Source organism: Enterobacter sp. 4974935 (assembly GCF_058661735.1).
Map to the genome: position 1 here is coordinate 1533032 of NZ_JBZWGT010000003.1, position 24997 is coordinate 1558028.

Below are 24997 nucleotides of genomic sequence, written 5' to 3' on the forward strand. Positions count from 1 at the left end.
CTGCGTGTCAGACGAGGAGAAGGCTGAATGCATTGCATCCAGCCTTTTTTGTTACTGGCGGTAGGCTTGTTTAATTTGCTTAACTGTATTGGCAAAAACAGCGGATTCCGCCTGATCTTCCATCTGCGCGATCTGTTTTTCCATTTTAATGATCACACGTCCAGCATCAGCCTGGCCCATCGCCTGTAGCATAAGCGTCAGCAGCGACTTCAGGCAGTTTACTTCCTGTGCCAGTTCCTGGTTATTCTCGGCAGTGGCAAATTCAGGTGTGCTCATTTATTTTCCTCATTATAAAACAGCGCATGAGCGCGACGATGAAAGTTAAGGCGGCGGAGTATACCACAAGCTGCGGCAAAAAATGCAGTGGTTGTTTTTTATACTTTTACGCGTATTGATTATTGGCCGGTGCGGATTATGAAGGTAATCTGCCCAATATGTTAGCGACAATTAAATGTTTATCGCCGGTACGCCATCCGTTAATTGTTGTTACAAAAAAATGAGAGCATTTTTTAGTTTACGTTAACAAATGTTTTGGTGGCTTTTTGAATGCTGGTGCTAAAAAAATAGCGGTAAAGCCCAGTACACATGGGTTTTCTTTCCACTTACTGTACAGCCTAATTTCCAAAAACGAGACCCGAATCGTATAGCCGATTTTTTAGCGTTTTAATCTTGCATGGAAAACCGTTAATATAAACCCCATTAGCAGTCAGTAGCGTTATCCCTATTCTGGAGACATTTCCTTTGATCAACGTCCTTCTTGTTGATGACCACGAACTGGTGCGCGCAGGGATACGACGCATTCTTGAAGATATAAAGGGTATTAAAGTTGCCGGCGAGGCGTGCTGTGGCGAAGATGCCGTCAAATGGTGTCGCGCGAACTCCGCAGACGTGGTGCTGATGGATATGAACATGCCCGGTATTGGCGGGCTTGAAGCCACGCGCAAAATCGCGCGCATGTTCGTTGATACCAAAGTCATCATGCTGACCGTCCATACCGAAAATCCGCTGCCCGCCAGGGTCATGCAGGCGGGGGCTGCGGGGTATCTCAGTAAAGGTGCTGCACCGCAGGAAGTCGTCAATGCGATCCGCACCGTTCACGCAGGGCAGCGCTATATCGCTTCTGATATTGCTCAACAGATGGCGTTGAGTCAGATTGAACCGGAAAAAACGGAATCTCCGTTTGCCAGTTTGTCTGAGCGCGAATTGCAGATTATGCTGATGATCACTAAAGGTCAGAAGGTGAATGAGATTTCTGAACAGCTGAATCTCAGCCCGAAAACGGTCAACAGCTATCGCTATCGGATGTTCAGTAAACTGAACATCCACGGTGATGTCGAACTGACTCACCTGGCCATTCGCCATGGTTTGTGCAATGCGGAGTCGTTAATAAGTCAGTGAGTGAAGCGTTCGATTCAAAAGCATTTCTGAAAACCGTCACCAGCCAGCCTGGCGTCTACCGGATGTATGATGCTGGCGGTACGGTTATCTATGTCGGTAAGGCGAAAGATCTGAAGAAACGCCTTTCAAGTTATTTCCGCAGCAACCTTGCCTCCCGTAAAACCGAAGCGCTGGTCGCACTTATACACAACATTGATGTCACCGTAACGCACACGGAAACGGAAGCGCTGCTCCTTGAGCACAACTACATTAAGTTGTATCAGCCGCGCTACAACGTTCTGCTGCGTGATGACAAGTCCTATCCGTTTATCTTCCTGAGCGGCGACACGCACCCGCGGCTGGCGATGCATCGTGGCGCTAAGCATGCGAAAGGAGAATATTTCGGCCCTTTCCCGAATGGTTATGCCGTGCGGGAAACGCTGGCGCTTTTGCAAAAAATCTTCCCTGTTCGCCAGTGCGAAAACAGCGTTTATCGCAACCGCTCCCGGCCATGCCTGCAATATCAGATTGGCCGCTGCCTGGGACCATGCGTTGAAGGGCTGGTGAGCGAAGAAGAGTACGCGCAGCAGGTGGAATATGTCCGCCTGTTTTTAGCCGGGAAAGACGATCAGGTGCTGACGCAACTGATTACCCGCATGGAAAAAGCCAGCGCGGCGCTGGAATTTGAGGAGGCCGCACGCATCCGCGACCAGATCCAGGCGGTGCGCAGGGTGACCGAGAAGCAGTTTGTTTCCAATACGGGCGACGACCTCGATGTCATCGGCGTTGCCTTTGACGCCGGCCTGGCCTGCGTTCACGTGCTGTTTATTCGTCAGGGCAAAGTGCTCGGCAGCCGCAGTTACTTCCCGAAAGTGCCGGGCGGGACTGAGATGGGTGAAGTGGTGGAGACCTTTGTCGGCCAGTTTTATTTGCAGGGCAGCCAGATGCGTACGCTGCCCTCGGAGATCCTGCTCGACTTCACGCTGGACGATAAAACCCTGCTGGCGGACTCACTTTCAGAGCTGGCAGGCCGCCGGGTGAATGTCCAGACGAAACCGCGCGGCGATCGTGCGCGTTATCTGAAGCTGGCGCGAACCAATGCCGCCACGGCGCTGACCACCAAACTTTCCCAGCAATCGACCGTCAGCCAACGTTTAACCGCGCTTGCTGCGCTGCTCAAGCTGCCGGAAGTGAAACGCATGGAATGCTTCGACATCAGCCATACGATGGGTGAGCAGACCGTGGCGTCGTGTGTGGTCTTTGATGCCAATGGCCCACTGCGGGCAGAGTATCGTCGCTATAACATCACCGGTATAACGCCCGGTGACGATTATGCCGCCATGAATCAGGTGCTGCGTCGTCGCTATGGTAAAGCGATTGAAGAGAGTAAAATCCCGGACGTTATCCTTATCGACGGCGGGAAAGGGCAGTTGGGGCAGGCGAAGGCGGTATTCGAATCGCTCGACGTGGAGTGGGATAAGAACCATCCGTTGCTGCTAGGGGTAGCTAAAGGGGCAGATCGTAAGGCTGGCCTGGAAACGCTGTTCTTTGAGCCGGAAGGCGAGGGCTTTAGCCTGCCGCCAGATTCCCCTGCACTGCACGTGATCCAGCACATCCGAGATGAGTCGCACGATCATGCCATTAGCGGACACCGCAAAAAACGGGCGAAAGTGAAAAATACCAGTACCCTTGAGACGATTGAAGGCGTCGGGCCAAAACGTCGCCAGATGCTGTTGAAGTATATGGGCGGATTGCAAGGATTACTCAACGCCAGTATGGAAGAAATTGCAAAAGTGCCGGGTATTTCGCAAGGGCTGGCAGAAAAGATCTACTACTCGTTGAAACATTGAGGGCTCTGTAGCAACATAGAGCTAAATTTTACTGACAACAGACAGTTACCGTCATCATGCGATTTAATATCCCTACGTTGCTTACTCTCTTTCGCGTTGTGCTCATTCCGTTCTTCGTCCTGGCATTTTACCTGCCGGTCGTCTGGGCGCCTTTTGCCTGTGCGCTTATTTTCCTGATTGCCGCCGTGACTGACTGGTTTGACGGTTATCTGGCGCGTCGCTGGAACCAGAGTACCCGCTTTGGCGCGTTCCTCGATCCGGTTGCGGATAAGGTGATGGTGGCAATCGCGATGGTGCTGGTGGCGGAACATTATCATACCTGGTGGGTGACGCTGCCTGCCGCGACCATGATTGGCCGTGAGATTATTATCTCTGCCCTGCGCGAGTGGATGGCGGAGCTGGGTAAACGCAGCAGCGTGGCGGTGTCCTGGATCGGTAAAGTTAAAACCACTGCGCAGATGGCGGCGCTGGTGTGGATGCTGTGGCGTCCGAATGCCTGGGTAGAGTGGGCCGGCATTGGTCTGCTGTGGGTTGCGGCGGTGCTGACATTGTGGTCAATGTTGCAATACTTGAACGCTGCGCGCGGTGATTTGCTTGAACAGTGATCGTTTCGGCTTAATTTTCAGCAAACGATCCTGAGATGCAAAAAATAACGTTGACTCATAACGTCATATCAGTAGAATGCAACGCATCGAACGGCGGCACAGTAAGCCGGACGATAATGAAATCAAGTGCTTAGCAAGTCGTTAAATAGTTACTTGATAACATGCGGGAATAGCTCAGTTGGTAGAGCACGACCTTGCCAAGGTCGGGGTCGCGAGTTCGAGTCTCGTTTCCCGCTCCAGATTAATGCATCGGCAGTTTGCGGGTGCAGGTCGAAAGACAAAAGATTTAAGGCGCGTTAGCAAAGCGGTTATGTAGCGGATTGCAAATCCGTCTAGTCCGGTTCGACTCCGGAACGCGCCTCCACTTTCTTCCCTGGCCGGATGGTGGAATCGGTAGACACAAGGGATTTAAAATCCCTCGGCGTTCGCGCTGTGTGGGTTCAAGTCCCACTCCGGCTACCATGGGAAAACTAGAATAAAATCAATGATAAGCAGTGTCGTGTAAACCACCGAAAGGTGGTTTTTTATTGCCTAATTTTCGCCATTCGCCATTCGCCATTCTTTCGCCATTCAGCTTCACCACAAAAAGAGGGCATTACTGCCCTCCGACTACCGGAACTATAGGAATTTTTCTATCATAACGTGCTGTCTGTGACGCGTTTTTATGACCAGCGATTCCCTGTTTTTCGTTAAGCGTTCCTTCCAGATCCGATATCCCTTTAGATTTGCTGCTACGAAGTTAGGTTATGGTAATAACCAGGCTGAGTTAGTCTATGGCGTCGTTGATCTCTCTTTATCGGCATATGGTGCGGGCAGAAAAGTTTTGGGTCCCAGAGAGAAGTCCTGGAGTTTATTCCACAATATCCAATCCGTTTATATCAGAGGCTGGCAAGAGGCATCTAAAACCGCAATGGCGCTGGATTTGACCAGTGGGAGCATTACGGGTTGGCAGATGTACCAGATAGCAAAAGAGAATTGATTATGTCTCAAGAGTTAGAATTTTCGCTTCATCCACCTGTTTGGCCTGCCGTGGCCTATTTCATTGTATCTATTGCAATTTTTTTCTTGCTTTATCTCGGCAAACTAAAAGTTAACAGGCTGCATAAATACCCGCTATTTATCGCGTATAGGGTGTTTGTAATCGCTATTGCAGCCGTTCAGATAAACATCTTTGCCAATGGCTACGAGTTTGTCAGCAGCTTTTTGCATATAGATTTTGACCCCTATCGCTGTGACTCGGTATATTGGGGATCATTGTTTTTCACCATAATTTACTTGCTGGCGTTGCCCCGGAACAAGTTTTAGCATAATGAAATTTTCATTTAAGGGACGCTATGTCTTTACCGCCATTGTATGCACTGCGTGCGTTTGAAGTTGCTGCGCGGTTGAACTCCTTCAGTAAAGCCGCTGAAACGCTCAATATTACGCCGGGCGCGGTCAGCAGACATGTCCGTACCCTTGAACTGTGGTTCGACTGCGAGCTTTTCAAAAGGCTAGGTCCTCGCGTGGAGGTCACTGAAGCCGGGCGAGTGCTTGCCGGACAGCTGAACGAAAGCTTCACGAGCATTGAATGGGCCTGCCGGGCATTTCGCAGTGAAAACCATCTGCTGCGGTTAAAAACACCCAGCACCCTGACCATGAGATGGCTTCTCGACGTGCTGCGATCTTTTCGCAACAACCATCCAAAACCGCAGGTGGAGATTGCCAGCGTCTGGATGGACATTGACACCGTTGATTTCAGTCTTGAGCCATACGACTGCGCCATCCTTCTCGGTAATGGCCGTTTTGGTGAGACAACGGAAAGCCAGCTGCTTTTTCATGAATGGCTTATCCCGGTTTGCACCCCATCGCTTATCGAACCGGCCCGGCAGCAGCTTTCGCAATGCGATTTGATCCATCCTTCACCGGACAGACGTGACTGGCGGCGCTGGCTGCGAAGAACAGGATTGTTTCCGGGGCTCGATATGAGCAGCGGCATGGTGTTTGATACCCTTGAACAGGGAAGTATCGCCGCGATGAACGGGCACGGCATCGCTATCGCCGACCTGCATCTCACGCTTGATGCCCTGAAAAGCGGCCTGCTGGGCCTGCCGTTCAGGGAAGCTATCGCGACGGGAGATGGTTACTACCTCGTCTGGCCAAAAAATTCGCTCAAAAGAGAGAGCATCCAGCACCTTCTGGGCTGGCTGCAAAACCATACCCCGGTCGTTCCGGCTCTGGATATCGATTACCTGGAATACGATGAAAGCCGGGTTTATTAATACCGTTATGAGTAAGAGATGTTTGCCATCTTTTTATAGCGTTCTGGCAAAGCGCTGTTCAGGCTGAGTACCTTATCCAGAATATAAAATGCTGGCGTGTTTTTCTGCTGCTCAGCGTCAATAATTGCACCGCGTAATATCGTGGCGGCAGACGAAATCCTGTGAAAATATTCTTCAGTCTCATGCGTCTGTAATTCACCCGACGTGGCGTAACGCACGTGCGGCCAGCCGGAGAAGTCGAGCAGCGGAAGGGGCTTTCCTGCTTCAGGATGACAGGCTGAAATCAGCGCAGCCGCTTGCTTAGGGTCGCGATGGGCAACGGACAGCATGTATACGCGCTGCGAAAACGGTGACAGAGCCTCTGAGTGATGTTTCTTAGCCATAAGCATGGCCATAAAATCCTGTAAATCATCGGCTGAATCGGTGTCAGGTGGTAATACAGTTTTCATTAACTGATATAACGCATCAAGTGTCATATTTGCCCCGGATCCTCTTATCATTATTATTCAGTTTGCGGCTGAACGTTTTATCGACCCACGCAAAGGCGGGTCGTAAAGATGATATTTGAATGCGGTCGCATCAGAAAAACGATTAATAATGGCAATCACTGTGAGTTTTTCTCACTATAGCCTCCAGGCTTCACACGCCGCCCAGGTACGCCTTCCTCACCTCCGGATCCTTCAGCAACGCCTCGCCGCTGCCGCTTAACCGAATCTGCCCGTTAACCATCACATAGCCGCGGTCGGACAACTTCAGCGCGTGGTGGGCATTCTGCTCGACCAGAAAAATCGTCATTCCGTTACGGGCCAGTTCGCGCAGCGTCTGGAAGATCTGTTTAACCACGATGGGTGCGAGGCCGAGGCTGGGTTCATCCAGCAGCAGAAGTTTAGGACGGCTCATCAGCGCCCGGGCAATAGCCAGCATCTGCTGTTCACCGCCGGAGAGCGTCATCGCCCGCTGGTTACGCCGCTCCTTGAGGCGAGGGAAGAGGTCGAACATGCTTTGCATATCTTCAGCTGCATGCTGATTGCCGACGGGGATTGTCCCCATCAGCAGGTTCTCTTCTACAGACATATCCGGGAAAATGCGTCGTCCCTCAGGTGCCTGCGCGATGCCGCCGGTGGCAACATAGTGGGTGGATTTGTGGCTGATATCCTCGCCGCAGAAGAGGATCTGCCCGTTGCGGATCCGGGGCTGACCAAAGACAGACATCAGTAATGTTGACTTCCCCGCGCCGTTAGCGCCAATCAGGGCCACGGTTTCCCCTTTGTTTACCTCAAGTGAAACCTGCTTCAACGCCTGGATCACCCCGTAAAAAACGTCCACATTATGAAATTGAAGCATCGGTGCGCTCACAGATTAACCTCGGTTTCGTCGGTGCCCAGATACGCGGCAATCACTTTTTCATTGTGCTGGATCTCAGCCGGTTTACCTCTGGCAATCACATCGCCGTGATCGAGCACAATGATGTCATCTGAAATGCCCATCACCATCCCCATATCATGCTCGATCAGCAAAACCGTGATGTCGTGGTGGTCGCGCAGGAACCGGATGATCTCGCTCAGCTTGTGCGTCTCCACCGGGTTCAGGCCGGCAGCAGGTTCATCGAGACAAATCATCTCCGGGCCGGTGCACATGGCGCGGGCGATTTCGAGGCGTCGTTGCTGGCCATAGGACATTTCCCCGGCCAGACGGTTCGCGCAATCTACCAGATCCACCACCTCCAGCCAGTAAAACGCCCGGTCCAGCGCCTCGTTCTCTGCCCGACGATACGCAGGGGTGTTCAGCACCCCCGCCAGCAGATTGCGGTTGACGCGCATGTGCTGTGCCACCAGCAGGTTTTCCACAACGGACATCTCGCGGAACAGGCGGATGTTCTGAAACGTGCGCGCAAGACCCGCGCGGTTCACCAGATGCGTGCCGCCAAACATCTTATAGAACAGGCGTTGACCAAGCTGCGCCGGGCTGAGCCAGTCGCCCGGCTGGAGTTTCTGGCCGAGCACCTGAATGACATTGGTGGTTTTATTTCGTGCATTGAACAGAATGTTGCCGCCGGAGGCCCGGTAGAAACCGGTCAGGCAGTTAAAGACGGTTGTTTTTCCCGCGCCGTTAGGCCCAATGAGTGCAGTAATAGAGCCGCGCTGCACCTCAAGATTGATGTCGTTTAAGGCCTTGATCCCGCCGAAGTGCATCATCAGATGTTCTACACGCAAAATCGTTGCGTTCATGGCGCCACTCCTTTACGCACGGCAAATCCGCTGCGGTTGATGCGGATCAGACCGCGAGGACGCCAGATCATCATCACCACCATCAGCATGCCAAACAGTAGCACGCGGTATTCCGCAAAGCTGCGCAGCAGTTCCGGCGTGACGGTCAGCACAAAGGCGGCCAGTACGACGCCGACGGTGGAGCCCATCCCGCCCAGGACCACAATCGCGAGGATGAGGGCCGATTCAAAAAAGGTGAAAGAGGTGGGGTTAACAAACCCCTGCCAGGTGGCAAAAAACACCCCGGCGATACCTGCCGTCGATGCGCCCAGGGTGAAGGCCGAGAGTTTGACCAGAACGTGGTTGAGCCCCATGGAACGGCAGGCAATCTCATCCTCACGGAGCGCTTCCCACGCCCGTCCAATGGGCATTCGGGTCAGCCGGTGTTTAATGTACAGCACCAGCATGACTACCAGGAAAAGCACCGCATAGATGAAAATAAACTTCATGTTGGGGTTATAGGTCAGGCCGAAGAACTCGTGGAAAGGGATGCCACCTTCTTTGGCGCGTCGGCCAAACTCCAGGCCAAAAAAGGTCGGAGCAGGGGCTGAAACGCCGTTAGGCCCGCCGGTGAAGGTGAGCCAGTTGTTCAGCACCAGGCGGATGATCTCGCCAAACCCGAGCGTGACGATGGCGAGATAATCTCCGTGCATGCGCAGCACCGGAAAGCCGAGCAGGGCGCCCGCGCCCGCAGCCATTAGCGCCGCCAGCGGCAGCATGCTCCAGAACCCAAGCCCCAGATACTGATACCCGAGCGCCAGCCCGTAAGCGCCGATGGCATAGAAGGCGACATAACCCAGATCCAGCAGCCCTGCCAGGCCAACGACAATGTTCAGCCCAAGACCGAGCAGGACGTAGATCAGTCCGAGTATAGCGACCGTCAGAACGTATTTTGTGGCCACAAACGGGAAGCAGATCGCCAGCGTGACAATCAGCGGAATGATCCAGCGCATGCGGCTTTTATACGCCGGTGGCCGGACATACACCCCCGCATTGTCGGATTCAAACCGCGCCTGTAAACGTCTTCCGGCCGCCGTAGCTGAAAAGGCGCTCAGCAAAAAGCGTCCCAGCATCACCGTGCCTACAATCCACGCCAGCCGCTGGCCGTCAAAGGTAAAGCTGTAACCATCCAGTATCACGCCCGCAATCGGGCCGAAAATAATCAGGGCGATCATTCCGGAAAAAATCGCGTCCAGAATGCAGCGCTTCAGGGAAAAGCCGTCAGAGGTCATCGCGTTGTTCCTTACACTTTAGCCACGACAGGGCGGCCCAGCAGCCCCTGAGGACGGAAGATCAGGATTAATACCAGCAATCCAAACGAGAACACGTCTTTATAATCCGAGTTCACCATCCCGGAGAATTGCGCTTCTGCGACGCCCAGAATCAGCCCGCCAAGCATCGCACCGGGCAGAGAGCCGATGCCGCCCAGCACCGCCGCCGTAAAGGCCTTGATGCCGATAACGAACCCGACGTAAAAATCAAAGGTGCCGTAATTCATGGTGATCAGCACGCCCGCCAGCCCGGCCATGGCTGCGCCGATAACAAACACCAGCGAAATAATTCTGTCGGTGTTGATACCCAAAATGGAGGCCATCTTACGATCCTGCTGCACCGCACGGCACATGCGCCCTAAGCGGGTACGGTTGATAATCCAGGTCAGCACCAGCATGCCCGCGAACGAGGCGATGAGAATAAAGACTTTGGTATAGGTTATCTGGACAAACCCTTCGCCGAGGTGAAAACGCAGCACGCCATCCAGCATGGTCGGTACGCCCTGCTGCCGCGGGCCCTGACTGAGCTGGACGTAGTTTTGCAGTATCAACGACATCCCGATGGCCGAAATCAGCGGCGCCAGACGCGTCGAATTGCGTAGCGGCTTATAGGCGATGCGCTCAATCGTCCAGCCATAAACGCCGGTGACCACGATGGTGAAAACAAGGGTTCCCAGGATCAGCAGCGGAAAGGAGTGGAGTCCAAAAAACGCCAGCAGGGCCAGGCCAATGGCCGAGAGATAGGCGGAGATCATATACACTTCGCCGTGGGCGAAATTGATCATACCGATGATGCCGTACACCATGGTGTAGCCGATGGCGATAAGACCGTAGACCGAACCCAGCGTTAAGCCATTAATTAATTGTTGCAGGAAGAATGTACTCATGGTCGCGCACCTGAATAAAGGGTTACGCCGACAGTCAGACCTGCCGGCGTTGAGCAGATTCCGTCCCGTTATGGCACTTCTTTATATTTGCCTTTGTCGTCCCACTGGTAGACCACGTAGTCAGACACTTTGAGGTCACCTTTGCTGTCCCAGGCTTTTTTACCCATCACCGTGTCGACAGGGTTGGCCTTCAGCCACTCGCTGGCTTTTGCGGAATCCGTCCCTTTCGTGGCCTTGAATGCCGCTGCGATAGCCTGCACAGACGCGTAGGCGTAGAGGGTGTATCCTTCTGGTTCAAATTTACCGGCGCGGAATTTCTCGATGACGGCTTTTCCGTCCGGGATCAGGCGCGGGTCTTTACCGAAGGTCATGTAAATACCGTTGGTGTACTGCGCCCCACCGGCGGCGGTGACCATCTCTTCATTGACGATACAGTCTCCCGAGAAGAACTTCGCCTGCACGCCCTGTTCACGCATCTGGCGAACCAGCGGGCCCGCTTCCGGGTGACAGCCCCCGAAGAACACCACGTCTGGTTTTTGTGCGCCAATTTTGGTCACCAGCGCGTTAAAGTCTTTTTCCCCGCGGGACAACCCTTCGTACATCACTTCCTTAACGCCGCGTTTCGCCAGCGCCGCTTTAGTGGCGTCCGCCAGCCCCTGACCGTAGGTGTCTTTATCGTGGATGATGACGACCCGTTTGGCTTTAAGCTTATCAAGAATAAAATCGCTGGCGACCTGGCCCTGCTGGTCGTCACGTCCGCACATGCGGAACATATCGCTCATGCCCCGCTCGGTAATAAGCGGGTTCGTTGAGCCGGGGGTGATGGAGAGGATCCCGGCATCGCTATAGACCTCGGAGGCGGGCATGGTCGACGAGGAGCAGAAGTGGCCGACGACCGCTTTCACTTTATCCTGATCGACTAAGCGGTTGGCGACGGCAACGGCCTGTTTGGGTTCGCAGGCGTCATCGCCCTGAACCAGTTTGATTTTCTCACCGTTGATCCCGCCAGCGGCGTTAATGTCTTCCGCCGCCTGCGTAGCGCCATGCCAGTATTGATCGCCATAGGTTGCGTTCGGGCCTGTGAACGGCCCGGCCACGCCGATCACGATATCGGCCTGTGCAGAAAAGGCCGTCACCAGACAACCGGCCAGCAACAGGGAGAGGGGAGTTTTGGTAAATTTCAGCGACATTATTATGTTCCTTAGCAAAGAGGTTTTTGCACCAGGTATAAACCCGAACGCCTGATGGCATCGTAAATCCAAAAACAAGAGCGAGAACAAAATGCACTTTAGAAGCAATCTCGTGCTTAATACGGCGAGGATCCCACGCACCGCGAAGCGCGCAGAACATTAAGCAAAAAGGTTGCCAGAATGGTTAATCCCTTGACCGGGTCACAACACGTTGAGTATAGAGCGCCGTTTTATGCGCCTTTGCGGGATGAGATGAATTTACAGCGGAGATCACATCTCCTTAACAACAAAGCCCATAAGTTGTGCAACGGTCACGATTTGCACGTTTTTGCAGCAATAAAGACCTAAACTTCAGATAGGCATGCGCGGCGATATATGTCAGGATCGTTTTTTTTATCAGGAGTATCAGCAATGGCTGAAGGCCCATTAAATGAAAGCGAGATGGCGTGGCTGGAAGAGACATTAATCTCTTACGGACACGACGATGCATCCGTGATTGACGTGTCCGAACTGGACGGCATGCTTACCGCAGTACTTTCCGGTCCCGTTGTGGTGGAGCCCGACACCTGGCTGGTAGCGGTATGGGGTGGTGAGAAGTATATTCCACGCTGGAAAAACGATCGTGAAATGAACCGTTTTATCGATCTCTGCTTTAAGCACATGAACGATATTGCCGAGCGCCTGAGCGAATACCCGGATCAGTTTGAACCGCTGTTTGGCTATAACGACGTTGACGGTCAGAGCTATACCGTAGTGGAAGAGTGGTGCTATGGCTACATGCGCGGCGTGGCGCTGACGGACTGGTCATCCCTGCCGGAAGCGCTGGAAGCGGATCTGGCGGTGATTGCCCTGCACGGAACGGAAGAGAACAGCGAGAAGCTGGAAGCGCTGACCGAAGAGGAGTATATGGCCAGCATCGAGAGCATTCAGCCTGCGGCGCTGCGTTTGTACAACTACTGGGTGGCTAATCCGCAGCAGCCGGAAGCGAAAAAGCCGATCGTGAACGGGTCGAAGGTGGGACGTAACGATCCGTGTCCGTGCGGGAGCGGTAAGAAGTTTAAGAGTTGCTGTCTGCACTGAAAAAAGGGGCTATTCATAGCCCCTTTTTTTATCCCACTTCCGGCAGCATCCCCGCTGCAATCAAAATCTGCACCAGAATAATCACCACCCCACAACCAAACACCACGCACAGCAGCGGCTTACCACCCGCCACGCGGTATCCTTGCTGCGGATGTTGCTGGCGGCTCTTCCACGCCAGCAGGGAAGGCAGCAGCAGGGCCAGTACCGATAACGCCACGCCAGCATATCCTAGCGCCATCACAAACCCGCGCGGATAAAAGAGCGCGAAGGCCAGCGGCGGCAGGAAGGTCATCGCCCCCGTCTGTAGGCGTCCGGCAACGGTATTGCGACGCTGGAAAAGATCCGCCATATAGTCAAACAGGCCAAGCGCCACGCCGAGGAAGGAGGTTGCCAGCGCCAGGTCTGCAAACAGATGTACCGCCAGCTCCACGTGTGAAGAGGCCACCACGTTACGCAGGGCAACCAGGAATCCATTCAGACCAGAATGCTCTGCCATCAGGCCGATAAAGGTGGTGGAATCAATACTGCCCAGCGTCACCAGCTGCCAGAACAGGTAAGCAATCAACGGAATGGCGCTGCCGATCACAAAGACGCGGCGCAGCTTGCGAATATCCCCGTTCATATAGCTCACGATGCTCGGCACGCTGCCATGAAAACCGAAAGAGGTGAAAATCACCGGGATGGCCGAAAGCGCCAGACCTTTCTCAAGCGGGAGGGAGAGCAGGTTAACCTTGTGCACATGCGGTGCCAGCAGCACCAGCATCACAACAAGGAAGAGAATTTTGGCGCTGAACAAAAAACGGTTAAACAGATCGACCAGCGACGTGCCCGCACAAACCACACCGCCACCGATCAGCGTAAAGACAATGGCGCCTGTTTCCGGTGAAAGCGACGCACCGAAGCCGTCATTGATACTTGACGCAATTAGCTCCCCGGCGCCGCTGATGTAGGCGGCGGTCAGCGCGTACATCAGGAACATCATGCTGAAACCGGTGATCCACTGCCCGTAGCGTCCAAGATAGCGTGCAGCCAGGGAGCCTAAGCCGGTATCGGCAGGGACATGTTGATAAACCTCCAGCAATAATAGCGCGGTGTAACACATCAGGGCCCAAAGACCGCCCAGCAGCACTACGGTAACCCCAAACCCGACGCCGGCGGCAGCCAACGGCATGGCCAACATTCCTGCGCCAATTGTCGTTCCGGCGACGATAAAAATACTTCCCAGAGTTCTGTTCTTCACGCTTTCCTCTACAACGCTTCCATACCGCGACTCATTCTGCGGCGCAGAGTAAGGGAAAAGCACCATCTCGTCAAATCACCGTTACATAGGGTGTAATGATTAATTTACAAAAAGAAAGGGGGAACCTGCGCCAGCGCAAAGCGTGCCGTGGAGGGAGCATTTAGTCTGCTTTTTATTTGCGAGAGGTAATGATGTCAATTCACGGACACGACGTGCTGAATATGATGATTGAGTCAGGTGAGCGTTATACGAAGGAGAGTCTGGTTGAGGCGATACATGCCCGCTTTGGCGAAGCGGCGCGTTTCCATACCTGTTCAGCTTCGGAAATGACAGCCGCGGAGCTGGTGGCGTTTCTGGCAGCGCGCGGAAAATTCATTCCGGCAGCAGACGGATTTTCCACGCACGAAAGTAAAATTTGCCGTCATTGAATAAAGCGGTGCTGAAAACTCAGCACCGCTTTTCTATTAATTCTGCGTGTCGAGCGTCGACAGCTCTTTATCAATGAAGTACAGACCTTCCCCGGATTTACCTGCCAGAGATAATTTATCCAGCACGGATTTAAACAGCTTCTCTTCTTCGTGCTGTTCAGCCACATACCACTGAAGGAAATTAAAGGTTGGATAATCCTGACTGGTCATGGCGGCATGAGCCAGTTCATTTATTTTCTGGGTGATCAGCTGTTCGTGCTCATAGGTGGCACGGAACAGTTCATCAAGAGAGCCGTACTCGGCGAAAGGCGATACCACGTTATCAATGCGCGGCAGGCTGCCGGTGTCCGTCAGGTAATCAAACAGACGCTGCATGTGCGTCATCTCTTCCTGGGCATGACGACGCAGGAAGGCGGCAGCCCCTTCAAAGCTGTGATAGCTGCACCAGGCGCTCATCTGCTGATAAAGCAGGGAAGAAAATAGCTCAAGATTCATTTGCGCATTGAGCTTGTCGATCATTTCAGTTTTTAACATGGTGCAGCTCCGGTTTATTAATTCTGGTTCACGATGAGCGACACTATAATTTGTTATTTAATTATTTGCAAAAAGTAAAATAAATATTTATTTATTAAAAATACGAATGGGAATAAAACGCATTGCCGCCATTTGTATTTATTAATGAGAATTGTTTTTGTTCTTATTAAATAAACTGCCAGCGTGACTGGCAGTCGCGGTTAATACCACGGATTCTGGCTGGAAGAGGTAACGGCATATCCCTGACATTTATACTGAATGGTCACACTTTCGTTCAGACAGAGTGAACCGCTGATCAGGGTGCAGGTTTTAATCGGCTGCCCGTAGGCTGACGCGGAGGCGTAGCCCATGCGTTGGCAGGCCTTTGTTGCCGTACCGTTATTAACATAGTCATCAGACCAGGCGTTTTGGAGCATGGTCTGGCCATAGTCGAGGCGCACAATTCCGTTTGGGGCATCCGTACTACTGACTTCTGCCTGACGGTTGATGCTGCACCCGGCGAGCAACAGGATCGTTCCGGCTATGATTACACGTTTCATGTTTCACTCTGCGTGACGGGAAATACGCCATTGTAACCAACGCGACGGGACGCAATGGCCGGAATAGCCGGAGGATCTGCCCTTTCACTGTACAACGAGCCGGGCCACCGAGCGAAATTGTGAGCGCATCTTTGTTTTTTAAAACAAGTTTTCACTTAATTTGAAAGTGCGTTTGTTTGATAGTAAGGTTAAGTTGAAAAGGTATCCACAGCGGGATCGCCCGCCATGCATTCAGGAGAGACAAGATGAAAATTGCACTGATGATGGAAAACAGCCAGGCCGCTAAGAATCCCATCATCCTTAATGAGCTGAAAGCCGTTGCTGATGAGAAAGGTTTCCCGGTCTATAACGTTGGTATGAGTGATGAGAACGATCATCATCTCACTTATATTCACCTGGGCATCATGGCGAGCATTTTGCTTAACGCAAAAGCCGTTGATTTTGTTGTCACCGGCTGCGGTACCGGGCAGGGCGCGTTGATGTCCCTGAACATCCATCCGGGTGTGATTTGCGGTTACTGCATCGATCCTGCGGATGCTTTCCTGTTCGCGCAAATCAACAACGGTAACGCGCTTTCTCTGCCGTTTGCGAAGGGCTTCGGCTGGGGGGCAGAACTGAACGTACGCTTTATCTTTGAGAAAGCGTTTACCGGACGCAATGGCGAAGGCTATCCACCAGAGCGTAAGGAGCCGCAGGTGCGTAACGCCGGTATTCTGAACCAGGTGAAAGCGGCGGTGGTAAAAGAAAACTATCTGGATACCCTGCGTGCAATCGATCCTGAGCTGGTTAAAACCGCCGTCTCAGGCCAGCGCTTCCAGCAGTGCTTCTTCGAGAACTGCCAGGACAAAGAGATCGAAGCCTTCGTGCGCGGTATTGTTGGCTGATTTCCTTTGCCGGGCGGTGCGTTGCCCGCCCGGCACAGAGCCTTACTTTTTCGATGATACCGCGCTGCCTGCATTTTTGGTCAGACGCAGCGTGTCAACCATTCCCACCAGGCAGATCAGCGCGATCGCCACAAATGCCAGCCGGAAGCTCATTCCCGGCATGCCGGCAATCCCCATCGTCTCACTGACTTTTTCCCCGATACGAATACCAATTGCCCCGAGCGTGATCCCAAGTCCCACGGCAAGCTGCGTTGCGGTTGAAAACAGCGTATTGGCATAGCTCATCTGCGCCGAGGGTACATCCGCAAAGGCCAGCGTACTGATGGCTGTAAACTGGATCGAACGAAAAACGCCACCCAGATAGAGGATCAGCATGACGAGCCACACAGGAGTCTGCGGCGTAAGAAAGGCGCAGGCCAGCAGCGCCAGGACATTCAGTGAACCGTTAATCAGCAACAGCCGCTTAAACCCCAGGCTGCGGATCAGGGGCGTCGTTGCCGGTTTAATGGTGAGATTGCCTACGAAAACGGCCAGCACCAGCAGGCCAGAATGGAACGCGTCCATGCCAAAGCCGACCTGGAACATCAGCGGTAACAGGAACGGAACCGCGCTGATGGAGGCGCGAAACAGCGATCCGCCGTACAGGGTGACGCGAAACGTCGGCACTTGCATCGCATCGAGCCTGATCATCGGCCAGGTTGCCCGCTTAAAGTGGCGCAGCGCCAGGCTCAACGCGGCGACACCGACGATAAACAGCGTGGCGGTTAATCCTGTCCGCAGAGGCTCTGCGCCCATCAACTCCATCGCATAAACCAGGCTCACCATGGCAAGGGTGGTGACCACAAAACCCGGCAAGTCAAACGGTCGGCGCGTATCTTCATGCAGGTCCGGAATGATTCGCAGTGCCAGCAAAATGGCGATTATCCCCAGCGGCACATTAATAAAGAAGATCCAGCGCCAGTCGGCATAGCTTGTAATGAACCCGCCCAGCGGCGGGCCGATGATCGGCGCGACCAGCGCAGGCCACGTCAGGGTGGCGATTGCCGTGATGAGCTGATGCTTTGGCGTTGTACGTAACACGGCCAGGCGACCCACAGGCACCATCAGCGCGCCACCCATGCCCTGGAAGACGCGCATTGCGACAAACTCCTCGAGCGTGGTGGACAGGCCGCAAAATACCGAGGCCAGCGTGAAGATCGCCAGCGCGAGGGCAAATACTTTTCGCGCGCCGAAGCGGTCGGCGATCCAGCCGCTGGCGGGGATCAGCACGGCAAGGGTGATCAGGTAGGCGCTGATGCCGATATTCAGATCCACGGCCTGTACGCCGAAGCTTTTTGACATATCCGGCAATGCGGTGGCGATCACCGTCCCGTCCAGAAACTCCATAAAGAAAGCACCGGCCACCAGCAGTGCCGCAGGCGATAATCCACGGCTCTCTTTGCCGGATACGTTTTCACTCATTCTCTTCCTGCCCGCTCAAAAAATTTTATAAAAATTTACTGGAATTTATAAGTCTGTAACGTGCGGATTTATCGTGCCTTTTTTTAACAAACCGGCAGCACTGAGGGTTTATTAACCGTGATGCAGGTCACAAAATGGTTGATTTTTGTGATGGCGGTCATATTATAAGCGTATTGATAATAACACCTGCATAACACGTTACTGGAGCAACATAATGAAACTGCGCAAAATCCTGAAAAGCATGTGGGCTAACTACTGCACAACGTTTAAAGACGTCCCACCGGGTGCGATGTTCTGATAAAAAAACCTGCTTCGGCAGGTTTTTTTATGTCTGCGGACGACGAGAGGGAGATGGAAGGGCGTCTGTTTTGCTACTATGGCGGCCTTTGAATAAGGAGAACCCCATGTCACAAAACCTGAGCGCCGATCAGGAACTGGTATCTGACGTCGTCGCCTGCCAGCTGGTTATCAAACAAATCCTTGATGTGATTGACGTTATCGCGCCGGTTGAGGTACGCGAAAAGATGTCGACCCAGCTAAAAAACATCGATTTCACCAATCATCCTGCTGCGGCGGACCCGGTTACGCTCCGCGCGATCCAGAAAGCGATCGCGCTGATTGAACTGCGCTTCACGCCGCAGGGTGAGTCACATTAAAATAAACCGATGTTTTAAAATTAGAAACCGTTTTCTGATTTTACGTCGAAGGGCGACAGAGTCTGTCGCCCACAGAAGGCTCAAAAGAACGTCTGCACCAGCAGATAGCTCACCACGCAGGCACAGCTGACGCCAATCAGGCCCGGCAGAATAAAGCTGTGGTTGATGATGAATTTACCGATGCGGGTGGTGCCGGAGCGATCGAATCCAATACAGGCCAGATCGCTCGGATAGGTGGGCAGCACAAAGTAGCCGTAGGAGGCCGGGAAGAAGGCCACCAGCATTTTCGGATCGATGCCTAACATCAACCCCATCGGGGCGACTGCGGTTAAGGCCGCGGCCTGGCTGTTGACCAGTTTCGACACCAGAAACAACACGATGGCATACGTCCAGGGATGACTCTTCACTACCCCCTCCAGTGCCATTTTCAGTTCGTCGAGATGCGCCTGGAAAAAGGTATCGCTCATCCATGCCACGCCAAACACCGAGAAGATGGCGACCATCCCCGCCTTAAATACCGCTCCGTTTGAAATGGCCGACGCATTAACCTTACAGGTCATCAGCATGATGGCCCCGGCAATAAGCATCATCATTTGAATGACAAGGTTCATCGACAGGGCCGTCATTTTGCCTTTGATCTCAAACGCCGGACGCAACTCGGGCAACGCACCCAGCAGGACCACAACCGCAATCCCGGCGAAGAAGATCCACGTTGACCAGTAGGCCTGTTTAGGGAAACGCTGATCCATCAACGTCTCCGTTCCCCCATAGATAAACTCACGCTGTTTCGGATCTTTCAGCTTTTCCTGAAATTCAGGATCGTCTGCGAGGTTTTTCCCCCGGCGCAGGCTCCACAGTGCCGCAATGGCGACGCCAGACAGTGAGGCCGGTACGGAAACGGCGAGGATTTCGAGGATCCCCCACGCGTGGCCGATACCGTGCTGCGCACCCAGAATTGAGACCAGCGAAACGACGGCCACGGAAACGGGGGAGGCGGTGATCGCCATCTGTGAGGCCACCGAGGCCACCGCCATCGGCCGTTCCGGGCGAATGCCTTTTTTCAGGGCGATATCCGCGATAATGGGAAACATAGTGTAGACGACGTGGCCGGTCCCGCAGAGAAAGGTCAACATCCAGGTGGTAAACGGCGCGAGAAGGGTGATGTGCTGGGGATGTTTTCGCAGCAGGCGCTCTGCGAATTGCATCATCACGTTCAGGCCACCGGCGGTCTGTAGTGTTGCCGCGCAGCCGATGACGGCGAGGATCGTGAGCATCACGTCAACCGGCGGTTTACCGGGTTGCAGACCAAAGACAAAACTCAAAATAAACAGGCCGATGCCGCTTATCAGCCCCAGGCCCATCCCGCCGAAGCGGGTACCTACCAGCAGGCAGAGGATAATGACAATAAACTCAATGGTGATCATGATGCTCCCTCGTAAATGAATGTAATTAAACAAATCATTACACGATGTGTGGTTATTCATTGGGAGCAAGATCTGATTTGTTAAATGTCAGCAAAAGCAGGGAGTTGGCACCCACTCCCTGACGGGCTGAGGGATCCCCAGTAATTTGAAAGCAAAAGCGATAACGTTGCCTTCAGAATAACTGAAGGCTTTCAGCGATGCCTCGGTCCGGCTGTAAATCGCTGAGGCGTTTCCTGTAGGCCGGGGCGAGGCGCAGGGATGCGCCGAGAGGGCGGGCTTTACAGGGATGTTACCTCCGCCCGTCCCCGATAAGCCGGAAGGAATAAGCCGAAGGTACAGCGAAGCGGCGATTTTCCGCCGGAAGCCCGGGTCGCCAGGGTGGTGGCGACTGAGCCACCCTGGCACGTTCACCGGTTATGCCGTGACAGAGTAGCAAGGAACATAAAGTGAACGGAATGACCACCAGAGCCGTATGTTCCCCCTCACCCCAGCCCTCTCCCTCAAGGGAGAGGGGGCCGTCTGTGCAGGCATTATTTTGTGGGGAACTCTCAGCTCTGACGGGAGCGGGTGAAGGACTTAGTGGTGTTGCACGGTAGCTATGTCGAGAAGATGGCGGTCCGTCTGCTCCAGACAGATCCCCGCGCGTTTCGCGTTGCGGATTTCGTCTGCGAGCGTTTTCAGCAGCATGCCATCCTGCTGCTGCTCTCTGTCCATATCACGTAAAAACTTGAGGGTAATGATGTCCTGTTGCGCTTTGGCTTCATCGGCCAGCTTGTTCAGCTTTGTACAGCGTTGCTCATACTCTTCAAGCGTTTTCTGGAACAGTTCCTCCAGAGAGGAGTAATTATCTTCAATCGTTTCAAGCTCTTTGACTGTGGGATTGGCGCCGATGGCTTTCAAAAAGTTAAAGACACGCATCATGTGCGTGACGTTACTTTGCGCCTGAGTACGAAAGAAGGTGGCAGTGCCGTTGAGGCTTTTTCTGGAACACCAGGCGCTCAAATGCAGATGCAGATTTGAAGCATAAAACTCCAGGTTCATCTGGGCATTCAGTTTTTGCATCATCGTTTGGGTAGTCATACTCATATCCTTATTGACTGTGGGACTTGATGTCCGCTACGAAACCTGACCCGGCAGGTACTGACGATTGAATAACAGAAAAAGATTTCTGCAAGGTAAACAAACTCGAAAATTCACGTCCTGTGTTCGATTTAAATAAGCATACGCTTCTCTTGGAATTAAGAAAACTCTTAGTTGGGCTGTGTTTACCATACATTACAAATTTAAATATAGCGCAGAACAGAAAACAGGTGACGAGATATAATATTTTTTATCTATATGATTTTAATGATATTAAAATCAGTGCTTCCCATTTTTATCGTTTCAGGAAACCTTCTGTGGCGGGAAATTCTGTGAAAGTGTTAAATCAGAAATAATAACTGCAAATATATCCTGCTGTAGCAAATTTGAGCTAAATCAATTTTCACATAATATACGGTTCTGTGATCGCGTCGTAAGATTGTTATCTAACAAATCTGGAAAATGAAACGATGTTTTATATCTTTTCACCCGTAGAGGTTTATGATGACAAAAGTTGCGGTGCTGCTGGCACCTGGTTTTGAAGAAGCAGAAGCGATTATCACAGTCGATATCCTGCGTCGCTTGCAGATTGAGGTGGAAACGCTGGCCTGCGCGGAGTCCCGTACGGTAGTGAGTTACCACAATATCCCCATGGTGGCTGACAGTACATTTACGGAACGTATTAATACGCTGTATGACGCGGTCGTGTTACCCGGTGGGCCGCAGGGGAGTATCAATCTTGCGGCTAACCAGGAGGTGATACGCTTTGTTTCCGCGCATGACGAGCACGGCAAACTCATCTGCCCGATCTGCTCTGCGGCCGCGCGGGTGCTGGGCGCAAACGGGCTACTGAAGGGGCGGCGCTACGTCTGTTCCGGCGATCTGTGGCAGACCGTTGATGATGGAGTATATGTAGATGCGCCGGTGGTGGAGGATAACAACCTCATCAGCGGCAAGGGACTGGGGCACGCTTTTGACTTTGCGCTGACGCTCTCTGCGCGTCTGTTGGGCGACGATGCCCCCGTGCGCGATCATGCTGAACACATCTATTACCGCTGGTAAATTTCTACCGGACGCTACGGCGTCCGGGTTACAGGGATTTCTTAGCTGACCTTATGGATAATCCTGCTTAACTTCTTTCCATTTGTAGGACAATTACGTCCTTTTTTATGTCATTTTCCGCTGAATTTATGTACGCAATTACTGTAATTCTGCGGTGTGATGTCGCTCTCTTATGGATAATTAATTTCCCGCTAAAACTATCACCAGCAATAACGCTTATGACGAGGTAAGCGCTAATGCCTTGTTTTAAGTCCGATTAAATAAGTTGTTCGCCATTATTCCCTACAGATAAGAATGCTAAAGCTGGAGTTTACCATGCACAAATTTACTAAAGCGCTGGCGGCCATCGGCCTGGCTGCCGTTATGTCACAATCCGCTATCGCTGAAAATTTAAAGCTCGGTTTTCTGGTTAAACAGCCGGAAGAACCGTGGTTCCAGACCGAATGGAAATTTGCTGATAAAGCCGGAAAAGATTTGGGATTTGAGGTAATTAAAATCGCCGTACCTGACGGCGAGAAAACGCTTAACGCCATTGATAGCCTGGCGGCGAGCGGCGCGAAAGGTTTCGTTATCTGTACGCCGGATCCAAAGCTGGGTTCAGCGATTGCCGCGAAAGCGCGCGGTTATGACATGAAAGTGATTGCGGTGGACGATCAGTTCGTGAATGCCAAAGGCAAACCGATGGATACCGTTCCGCTGGTGATGATGGCGGCCACCAAAATCGGCGAGCGTCAGGGCCAGGAGCTCTATAAAGAGATGCAAAAACGCGGCTGGGATGTAAAAGAGACCGCCGTGATGGCGATTACCGCTGACGAGCTGGATACCGCCCGTCGTCGTACCACGGGCTCCATGGAAGCCCTAAAAGCGGCTGGCTTCCCGGAAAAACAAATCTACAAAGTCCCGACCAAATCCAACGATATCCCGGGCGCCTTTGATGCGGCGAACTCCATGCTCGTCCAGCATCCGGAGGTGAAACACTGGCTGGTGGTGGGGATGAACGATAACACCGTGCTGGGCGGCGTGCGTGCAACGGAAGGCCAGGGCTTTAAAGCACCGGACATTATCGGGATCGGCATCAACGGCGTGGACGCCGTGAGCGAACTGTCTAAAGCGCAGGCGACCGGCTTCTACGGCTCTCTGCTGCCAAGCCCGGATGTCCACGGCTATAAATCCAGCGAAATGCTTTACAACTGGGTGACCAAGGGGGTTGAGCCGCCGAAATTCACCGAAGTAACTGATGTGGTGCTGATCACCCGCGATAATTTCAAAGAGGAGCTGGCGAAAAAAGGACTGGGCGGTAAGTAATACGCTGTGATTGCGCCCCTCACACGCCGTGAGGGGCCTGACGTACACACTACAGGAATCACGGAGTCGTTATGCAACAGTCTGATCCGTATCTCTCTTTCCGCGGCATCGGTAAAACATTCCCCGGCGTAAACGCGCTGACCGATATCAGCTTCGACTGCTATGCCGGTCAGGTTCATGCCCTGATGGGGGAGAACGGCGCGGGAAAATCCACGCTGCTAAAAATTCTCAGCGGCAACTACACGCCCACCACCGGCACGCTGGCCATTCGCGGCGAAGAGGTGGCCTTTGCCGATACCACGGCAGCGTTAAACGCGGGCGTCGCCATCATCTATCAGGAGCTGCATCTCATTCCTGAAATGACCGTGGCGGAGAACATCTACCTGGGCCAGCTTCCGCATAAAAGCGGCGTGGTCAACCGCTCGCTGCTCAACTATGAAGCGGGCTTGCAGCTCAGGCACCTTGGGCTGGATGTCGATCCGCAAACGCCCCTTAAGTATCTCTCCATCGGCCAGTGGCAGATGGTGGAAATTGCCAAAGCGCTGGCACGTAACGCCAAGATCATCGCTTTTGACGAGCCAACCAGCTCGCTCTCGGCGCGTGAAATTGAAAACCTCTTTCGCGTGATCCGCGAGCTGCGCAAAGAGGGCCGCATCATTCTGTACGTCTCCCACCGTATGGAAGAGATTTTTGCCTTAAGCGATGCCATCACCGTGTTTAAGGATGGCCGCTACGTGCGCACCTTCACCGATATGCAGCAGGTCAATCATGACCAGCTGGTGCAGGCGATGGTCGGGCGCGATCTGGGGGATATTTACCACTGGAAGCCGCGCGAGTACGGCCCTGAGCGTCTGCGTCTGGATAGCGTTAAAGCCCCAGGCGTGCGCACACCTATTTCACTCTCGGTGCGCAGCGGCGAAATCGTCGGGCTGTTTGGCCTTGTCGGGGCAGGGCGCAGCGAGCTGATGAAAGGGCTGTTTGGCGGGACGCGCATTACCCAGGGCCAGGTCTTCGTCGACGGGAAAAAGGTCGATATACAGAAGCCTGCGCAGGCGATTAACGCGGGCATCATGCTCTGTCCGGAGGATCGAAAGGCCGAAGGCATTATTCCAGTGCACTCGGTGCGCGACAACATCAACATCTCTGCCCGGCGCAAGTTCATCCGCGCGGGATGTCTGATTAACGACGGCTGGGAGGCGCGCAACGCTGATCACCATATCCGTTCGCTGAACATCAAAACTCCCGGGGCTGAACAGCTGATCATGAATTTGTCCGGCGGCAACCAGCAAAAAGCCATTCTGGGGCGCTGGCTGTCGGAAGACATGAAGGTCATTTTATTGGATGAACCAACGCGCGGTATCGACGTGGGGGCGAAACACGAAATCTATAACGTCATCTATGAGCTGGCAAAACGCGGCGTGGCGGTGCTGTTCGCCTCCAGCGATCTGCCCGAGGTGCTGGGCGTCGCCGACCGCATTGTAGTAATGCGTGAAGGCGAAATTGCCGGTGAATTGCTGCATGAACAGGCGAATGAACAACAGGCGTTGAGTCTCGCCATGCCTAAAGTTAGCCAGGCTGTCGCCTGAGTAAGGAGTC

28 protein-coding genes, 3 tRNA genes and 1 pseudogene are annotated in these 24997 nt (G+C 53.2%); 17 read left to right on the forward strand and 15 right to left on the reverse strand.

Annotation, left to right across the window (positions count from 1 at the left end; genetic code table 11):
* Positions 1-51: 51 nt before the first annotated feature.
* Both AC4OVS_RS08435 and AC4OVS_RS08440 read right to left on the reverse strand, forming a co-directional pair.
* Positions 52-276 (reverse strand): DUF2594 family protein, encoded by a 225-nt coding sequence (locus tag AC4OVS_RS08435; RefSeq protein WP_003859644.1) that lies wholly within the window; start codon positions 274-276, stop codon positions 52-54.
* The gene (locus AC4OVS_RS08440) at positions 263-343 is read right to left on the reverse strand and encodes a hypothetical protein (protein WP_418235935.1); all 81 of its coding nucleotides are present in this window, start codon (positions 341-343) and stop codon (positions 263-265) included. Before AC4OVS_RS08440 ends, AC4OVS_RS08435 begins: the two co-directional genes overlap by 14 nt.
* 398 nt (positions 344-741) lie before the next feature.
* On the opposite strand from AC4OVS_RS08440, the gene uvrY reads away from it, so the two are divergent.
* The 6 genes from uvrY to AC4OVS_RS08470 all read left to right on the forward strand — a co-directional run bounded on the left by uvrY (position 742) and on the right by AC4OVS_RS08470 (position 4294).
* Positions 742-1398, forward strand: a complete 657-nt coding sequence (uvrY, locus tag AC4OVS_RS08445) for a UvrY/SirA/GacA family response regulator transcription factor (protein WP_017384478.1) — start codon at positions 742-744, stop codon at positions 1396-1398.
* Positions 1395-3227 carry an excinuclease ABC subunit UvrC gene (gene uvrC, locus AC4OVS_RS08450; protein ID WP_022648536.1) on the forward strand — a complete coding sequence of 611 codons (1833 nt, stop codon included), beginning with the start codon at positions 1395-1397 and terminating at the stop codon, positions 3225-3227. The genes uvrY and uvrC overlap by 4 nt, the downstream gene beginning before the upstream one ends.
* 56 nt (positions 3228-3283) lie before the next feature.
* On the forward strand, positions 3284-3832 hold the full coding sequence (gene pgsA / locus AC4OVS_RS08455; protein WP_003859652.1) for a CDP-diacylglycerol--glycerol-3-phosphate 3-phosphatidyltransferase: 549 nt from the start codon (positions 3284-3286) through the stop codon (positions 3830-3832).
* A gap of 163 nt (positions 3833-3995) precedes the next feature.
* Positions 3996-4071: transfer RNA gene (locus tag AC4OVS_RS08460), tRNA-Gly, on the forward strand.
* A 51-nt stretch (positions 4072-4122) separates the two neighbouring features.
* A tRNA-Cys gene (locus AC4OVS_RS08465) sits at positions 4123-4196 on the forward strand.
* A gap of 11 nt (positions 4197-4207) precedes the next feature.
* Positions 4208-4294, forward strand: a tRNA-Leu gene (locus tag AC4OVS_RS08470).
* Positions 4295-4427: 133 nt separating this feature from the next.
* Here AC4OVS_RS08470 and AC4OVS_RS08475 read toward each other — a convergent pair.
* A pseudogene (locus tag AC4OVS_RS08475) lies at positions 4428-4559 on the reverse strand (integrase); the annotation flags it as partial.
* Between AC4OVS_RS08475 and AC4OVS_RS08480 the strand changes: the two are divergent.
* Genes AC4OVS_RS08480 through AC4OVS_RS08490 form a run of 3 tightly spaced genes read left to right on the forward strand, consistent with a single transcriptional unit; the run spans position 4497 to position 6093 of the window.
* Positions 4497-4811, forward strand: a complete 315-nt coding sequence (locus tag AC4OVS_RS08480) for a DUF4225 domain-containing protein (protein WP_225455094.1) — start codon at positions 4497-4499, stop codon at positions 4809-4811. The pseudogene AC4OVS_RS08475 and the gene AC4OVS_RS08480 sit on opposite strands and share 63 nt — an antisense overlap.
* A 2-nt stretch (positions 4812-4813) precedes the next feature.
* On the forward strand, positions 4814-5137 hold the full coding sequence (locus AC4OVS_RS08485) for a hypothetical protein (RefSeq protein WP_491922319.1): 324 nt from the start codon (positions 4814-4816) through the stop codon (positions 5135-5137).
* 29 nt (positions 5138-5166) lie between these two features.
* Positions 5167-6093, forward strand: coding sequence for a LysR substrate-binding domain-containing protein (locus AC4OVS_RS08490; RefSeq protein ID WP_063853250.1), 927 nt, complete (start codon positions 5167-5169; stop codon positions 6091-6093).
* Between the two features lie 5 nt (positions 6094-6098).
* Here AC4OVS_RS08490 and AC4OVS_RS08495 read toward each other — a convergent pair whose 3' ends face one another.
* From AC4OVS_RS08495 to AC4OVS_RS08520, 6 genes are all read right to left on the reverse strand, one after another.
* On the reverse strand, positions 6099-6569 hold the full coding sequence (locus AC4OVS_RS08495) for a hypothetical protein (protein ID WP_491922320.1): 471 nt from the start codon (positions 6567-6569) through the stop codon (positions 6099-6101).
* A gap of 163 nt (positions 6570-6732) precedes the next feature.
* Complete coding sequence (locus tag AC4OVS_RS08500) at positions 6733-7449, reverse strand: ABC transporter ATP-binding protein (RefSeq protein ID WP_032622411.1); 717 nt, start codon at positions 7447-7449, stop codon at positions 6733-6735.
* The gene (locus AC4OVS_RS08505) at positions 7446-8321 is read right to left on the reverse strand and encodes an ATP-binding cassette domain-containing protein (RefSeq protein ID WP_163347392.1); all 876 of its coding nucleotides are present in this window, start codon (positions 8319-8321) and stop codon (positions 7446-7448) included. The genes AC4OVS_RS08500 and AC4OVS_RS08505 overlap by 4 nt, the downstream gene beginning before the upstream one ends.
* Complete coding sequence (livM, locus tag AC4OVS_RS08510; protein WP_063842108.1) at positions 8318-9592, reverse strand: high-affinity branched-chain amino acid ABC transporter permease LivM; 1275 nt, start codon at positions 9590-9592, stop codon at positions 8318-8320. The genes AC4OVS_RS08505 and livM overlap by 4 nt, the downstream gene beginning before the upstream one ends.
* A gap of 11 nt (positions 9593-9603) precedes the next feature.
* Positions 9604-10518, reverse strand: coding sequence for an ABC transporter permease subunit (locus AC4OVS_RS08515; RefSeq protein ID WP_003859667.1), 915 nt, complete (start codon positions 10516-10518; stop codon positions 9604-9606).
* Between the two features lie 68 nt (positions 10519-10586).
* Complete coding sequence (locus tag AC4OVS_RS08520; protein ID WP_023300472.1) at positions 10587-11708, reverse strand: branched-chain amino acid ABC transporter substrate-binding protein; 1122 nt, start codon at positions 11706-11708, stop codon at positions 10587-10589.
* Between the two features lie 411 nt (positions 11709-12119).
* On the opposite strand from AC4OVS_RS08520, the gene AC4OVS_RS08525 reads away from it, so the two are divergent.
* The gene (locus AC4OVS_RS08525) at positions 12120-12788 is read left to right on the forward strand and encodes a YecA/YgfB family protein (RefSeq protein WP_023306505.1); all 669 of its coding nucleotides are present in this window, start codon (positions 12120-12122) and stop codon (positions 12786-12788) included.
* Between the two features lie 28 nt (positions 12789-12816).
* Here AC4OVS_RS08525 and tyrP read toward each other — a convergent pair whose 3' ends face one another.
* Entirely contained in the window at positions 12817-14028 is a 1212-nt protein-coding gene (tyrP, locus tag AC4OVS_RS08530) for a tyrosine transporter TyrP (protein WP_032622450.1), read from the reverse strand.
* A gap of 188 nt (positions 14029-14216) precedes the next feature.
* Here tyrP and AC4OVS_RS08535 point away from each other — a divergent pair, with 188 nt between their 5' ends.
* Positions 14217-14456 carry a YecH family metal-binding protein gene (locus tag AC4OVS_RS08535; protein WP_032622412.1) on the forward strand — a complete coding sequence of 80 codons (240 nt, stop codon included), beginning with the start codon at positions 14217-14219 and terminating at the stop codon, positions 14454-14456.
* Positions 14457-14492: 36 nt separating this feature from the next.
* Here the strand turns inward: AC4OVS_RS08535 and ftnA are convergent, their stop codons facing one another.
* Positions 14493-14990 carry a non-heme ferritin gene (gene ftnA, locus AC4OVS_RS08540; protein ID WP_022648525.1) on the reverse strand — a complete coding sequence of 166 codons (498 nt, stop codon included), beginning with the start codon at positions 14988-14990 and terminating at the stop codon, positions 14493-14495.
* A gap of 200 nt (positions 14991-15190) precedes the next feature.
* The gene (gene yecR, locus AC4OVS_RS08545) at positions 15191-15529 is read right to left on the reverse strand and encodes a YecR family lipoprotein (protein ID WP_022648524.1); all 339 of its coding nucleotides are present in this window, start codon (positions 15527-15529) and stop codon (positions 15191-15193) included.
* Positions 15530-15774: 245 nt separating this feature from the next.
* Here yecR and AC4OVS_RS08550 point away from each other — a divergent pair, with 245 nt between their 5' ends.
* Entirely contained in the window at positions 15775-16413 is a 639-nt protein-coding gene (locus AC4OVS_RS08550) for an RpiB/LacA/LacB family sugar-phosphate isomerase (protein WP_003859680.1), read from the forward strand.
* A 42-nt stretch (positions 16414-16455) separates the two neighbouring features.
* Here AC4OVS_RS08550 and AC4OVS_RS08555 read toward each other — a convergent pair whose 3' ends face one another.
* Complete coding sequence (locus tag AC4OVS_RS08555; RefSeq protein WP_058646925.1) at positions 16456-17874, reverse strand: MFS transporter; 1419 nt, start codon at positions 17872-17874, stop codon at positions 16456-16458.
* A 214-nt stretch (positions 17875-18088) separates the two neighbouring features.
* Between AC4OVS_RS08555 and azuC the strand changes: the two genes are divergently transcribed.
* On the forward strand, positions 18089-18172 hold the full coding sequence (gene azuC / locus AC4OVS_RS08560) for a stress response protein AzuC (RefSeq protein ID WP_003859682.1): 84 nt from the start codon (positions 18089-18091) through the stop codon (positions 18170-18172).
* Positions 18173-18278: 106 nt separating this feature from the next.
* The gene (locus AC4OVS_RS08565; protein WP_003859683.1) at positions 18279-18530 is read left to right on the forward strand and encodes a DUF2766 family protein; all 252 of its coding nucleotides are present in this window, start codon (positions 18279-18281) and stop codon (positions 18528-18530) included.
* Between the two features lie 80 nt (positions 18531-18610).
* On the opposite strand, the gene AC4OVS_RS08570 is transcribed toward AC4OVS_RS08565, so the two are convergent.
* Both AC4OVS_RS08570 and AC4OVS_RS08575 read right to left on the reverse strand, forming a co-directional pair.
* A complete protein-coding gene (locus AC4OVS_RS08570) occupies positions 18611-19954 on the reverse strand; it encodes an anaerobic C4-dicarboxylate transporter (protein ID WP_022648521.1) in 1344 nt (447 codons plus the stop codon).
* 576 nt (positions 19955-20530) lie between these two features.
* Positions 20531-21034, reverse strand: a complete 504-nt coding sequence (locus AC4OVS_RS08575; RefSeq protein WP_022648520.1) for a non-heme ferritin-like protein — start codon at positions 21032-21034, stop codon at positions 20531-20533.
* Positions 21035-21538: 504 nt separating this feature from the next.
* On the opposite strand from AC4OVS_RS08575, the gene AC4OVS_RS08580 reads away from it, so the two are divergent.
* The 3 genes from AC4OVS_RS08580 (at position 21539) to araG (ending at position 24987) form a co-directional block, all read left to right on the forward strand.
* On the forward strand, positions 21539-22096 hold the full coding sequence (locus AC4OVS_RS08580; RefSeq protein WP_491922756.1) for a DJ-1/PfpI family protein: 558 nt from the start codon (positions 21539-21541) through the stop codon (positions 22094-22096).
* Positions 22097-22411: 315 nt separating this feature from the next.
* Complete coding sequence (araF, locus tag AC4OVS_RS08585; protein WP_063151904.1) at positions 22412-23401, forward strand: arabinose ABC transporter substrate-binding protein AraF; 990 nt, start codon at positions 22412-22414, stop codon at positions 23399-23401.
* A gap of 71 nt (positions 23402-23472) precedes the next feature.
* Positions 23473-24987 (forward strand): L-arabinose ABC transporter ATP-binding protein AraG, encoded by a 1515-nt coding sequence (gene araG, locus AC4OVS_RS08590; RefSeq protein WP_023300465.1) that lies wholly within the window; start codon positions 23473-23475, stop codon positions 24985-24987.
* Positions 24988-24997: the final 10 nt, after the last annotated feature.

Excerpts from the sequence above, each read along its gene's own strand:
- AC4OVS_RS08435 (WP_003859644.1), bottom strand. The coding sequence starts at position 276 with ATGAGCACACCTGAATTTGCCACTGCCGAGAATAACCAGGAACTGGCA.
- pgsA (WP_003859652.1), top strand. The coding sequence starts at position 3,284 with ATGCGATTTAATATCCCTACGTTGCTTACTCTCTTTCGCGTTGTGCTC.
- AC4OVS_RS08480 (WP_225455094.1), top strand. The coding sequence starts at position 4,497 with ATGACCAGCGATTCCCTGTTTTTCGTTAAGCGTTCCTTCCAGATCCGA.
- AC4OVS_RS08485 (WP_491922319.1), top strand. The coding sequence starts at position 4,814 with ATGTCTCAAGAGTTAGAATTTTCGCTTCATCCACCTGTTTGGCCTGCC.
- AC4OVS_RS08490 (WP_063853250.1), top strand. The coding sequence starts at position 5,167 with ATGTCTTTACCGCCATTGTATGCACTGCGTGCGTTTGAAGTTGCTGCG.
- AC4OVS_RS08495 (WP_491922320.1), bottom strand. The coding sequence starts at position 6,569 with ATGACACTTGATGCGTTATATCAGTTAATGAAAACTGTATTACCACCT.
- AC4OVS_RS08505 (WP_163347392.1), bottom strand. The coding sequence starts at position 8,321 with ATGAACGCAACGATTTTGCGTGTAGAACATCTGATGATGCACTTCGGC.
- livM (WP_063842108.1), bottom strand. The coding sequence starts at position 9,592 with ATGACCTCTGACGGCTTTTCCCTGAAGCGCTGCATTCTGGACGCGATT.
- AC4OVS_RS08515 (WP_003859667.1), bottom strand. The coding sequence starts at position 10,518 with ATGAGTACATTCTTCCTGCAACAATTAATTAATGGCTTAACGCTGGGT.
- AC4OVS_RS08520 (WP_023300472.1), bottom strand. The coding sequence starts at position 11,708 with ATGTCGCTGAAATTTACCAAAACTCCCCTCTCCCTGTTGCTGGCCGGT.
- AC4OVS_RS08525 (WP_023306505.1), top strand. The coding sequence starts at position 12,120 with ATGGCTGAAGGCCCATTAAATGAAAGCGAGATGGCGTGGCTGGAAGAG.
- AC4OVS_RS08535 (WP_032622412.1), top strand. The coding sequence starts at position 14,217 with ATGATGTCAATTCACGGACACGACGTGCTGAATATGATGATTGAGTCA.
- ftnA (WP_022648525.1), bottom strand. The coding sequence starts at position 14,990 with ATGTTAAAAACTGAAATGATCGACAAGCTCAATGCGCAAATGAATCTT.
- yecR (WP_022648524.1), bottom strand. The coding sequence starts at position 15,529 with ATGAAACGTGTAATCATAGCCGGAACGATCCTGTTGCTCGCCGGGTGC.
- AC4OVS_RS08550 (WP_003859680.1), top strand. The coding sequence starts at position 15,775 with ATGAAAATTGCACTGATGATGGAAAACAGCCAGGCCGCTAAGAATCCC.
- AC4OVS_RS08555 (WP_058646925.1), bottom strand. The coding sequence starts at position 17,874 with ATGAGTGAAAACGTATCCGGCAAAGAGAGCCGTGGATTATCGCCTGCG.
- azuC (WP_003859682.1), top strand. The coding sequence starts at position 18,089 with ATGAAACTGCGCAAAATCCTGAAAAGCATGTGGGCTAACTACTGCACA.
- AC4OVS_RS08565 (WP_003859683.1), top strand. The coding sequence starts at position 18,279 with ATGTCACAAAACCTGAGCGCCGATCAGGAACTGGTATCTGACGTCGTC.
- AC4OVS_RS08570 (WP_022648521.1), bottom strand. The coding sequence starts at position 19,954 with ATGATCACCATTGAGTTTATTGTCATTATCCTCTGCCTGCTGGTAGGT.
- AC4OVS_RS08575 (WP_022648520.1), bottom strand. The coding sequence starts at position 21,034 with ATGACTACCCAAACGATGATGCAAAAACTGAATGCCCAGATGAACCTG.
- AC4OVS_RS08580 (WP_491922756.1), top strand. The coding sequence starts at position 21,539 with ATGACAAAAGTTGCGGTGCTGCTGGCACCTGGTTTTGAAGAAGCAGAA.
- araF (WP_063151904.1), top strand. The coding sequence starts at position 22,412 with ATGCACAAATTTACTAAAGCGCTGGCGGCCATCGGCCTGGCTGCCGTT.
- araG (WP_023300465.1), top strand. The coding sequence starts at position 23,473 with ATGCAACAGTCTGATCCGTATCTCTCTTTCCGCGGCATCGGTAAAACA.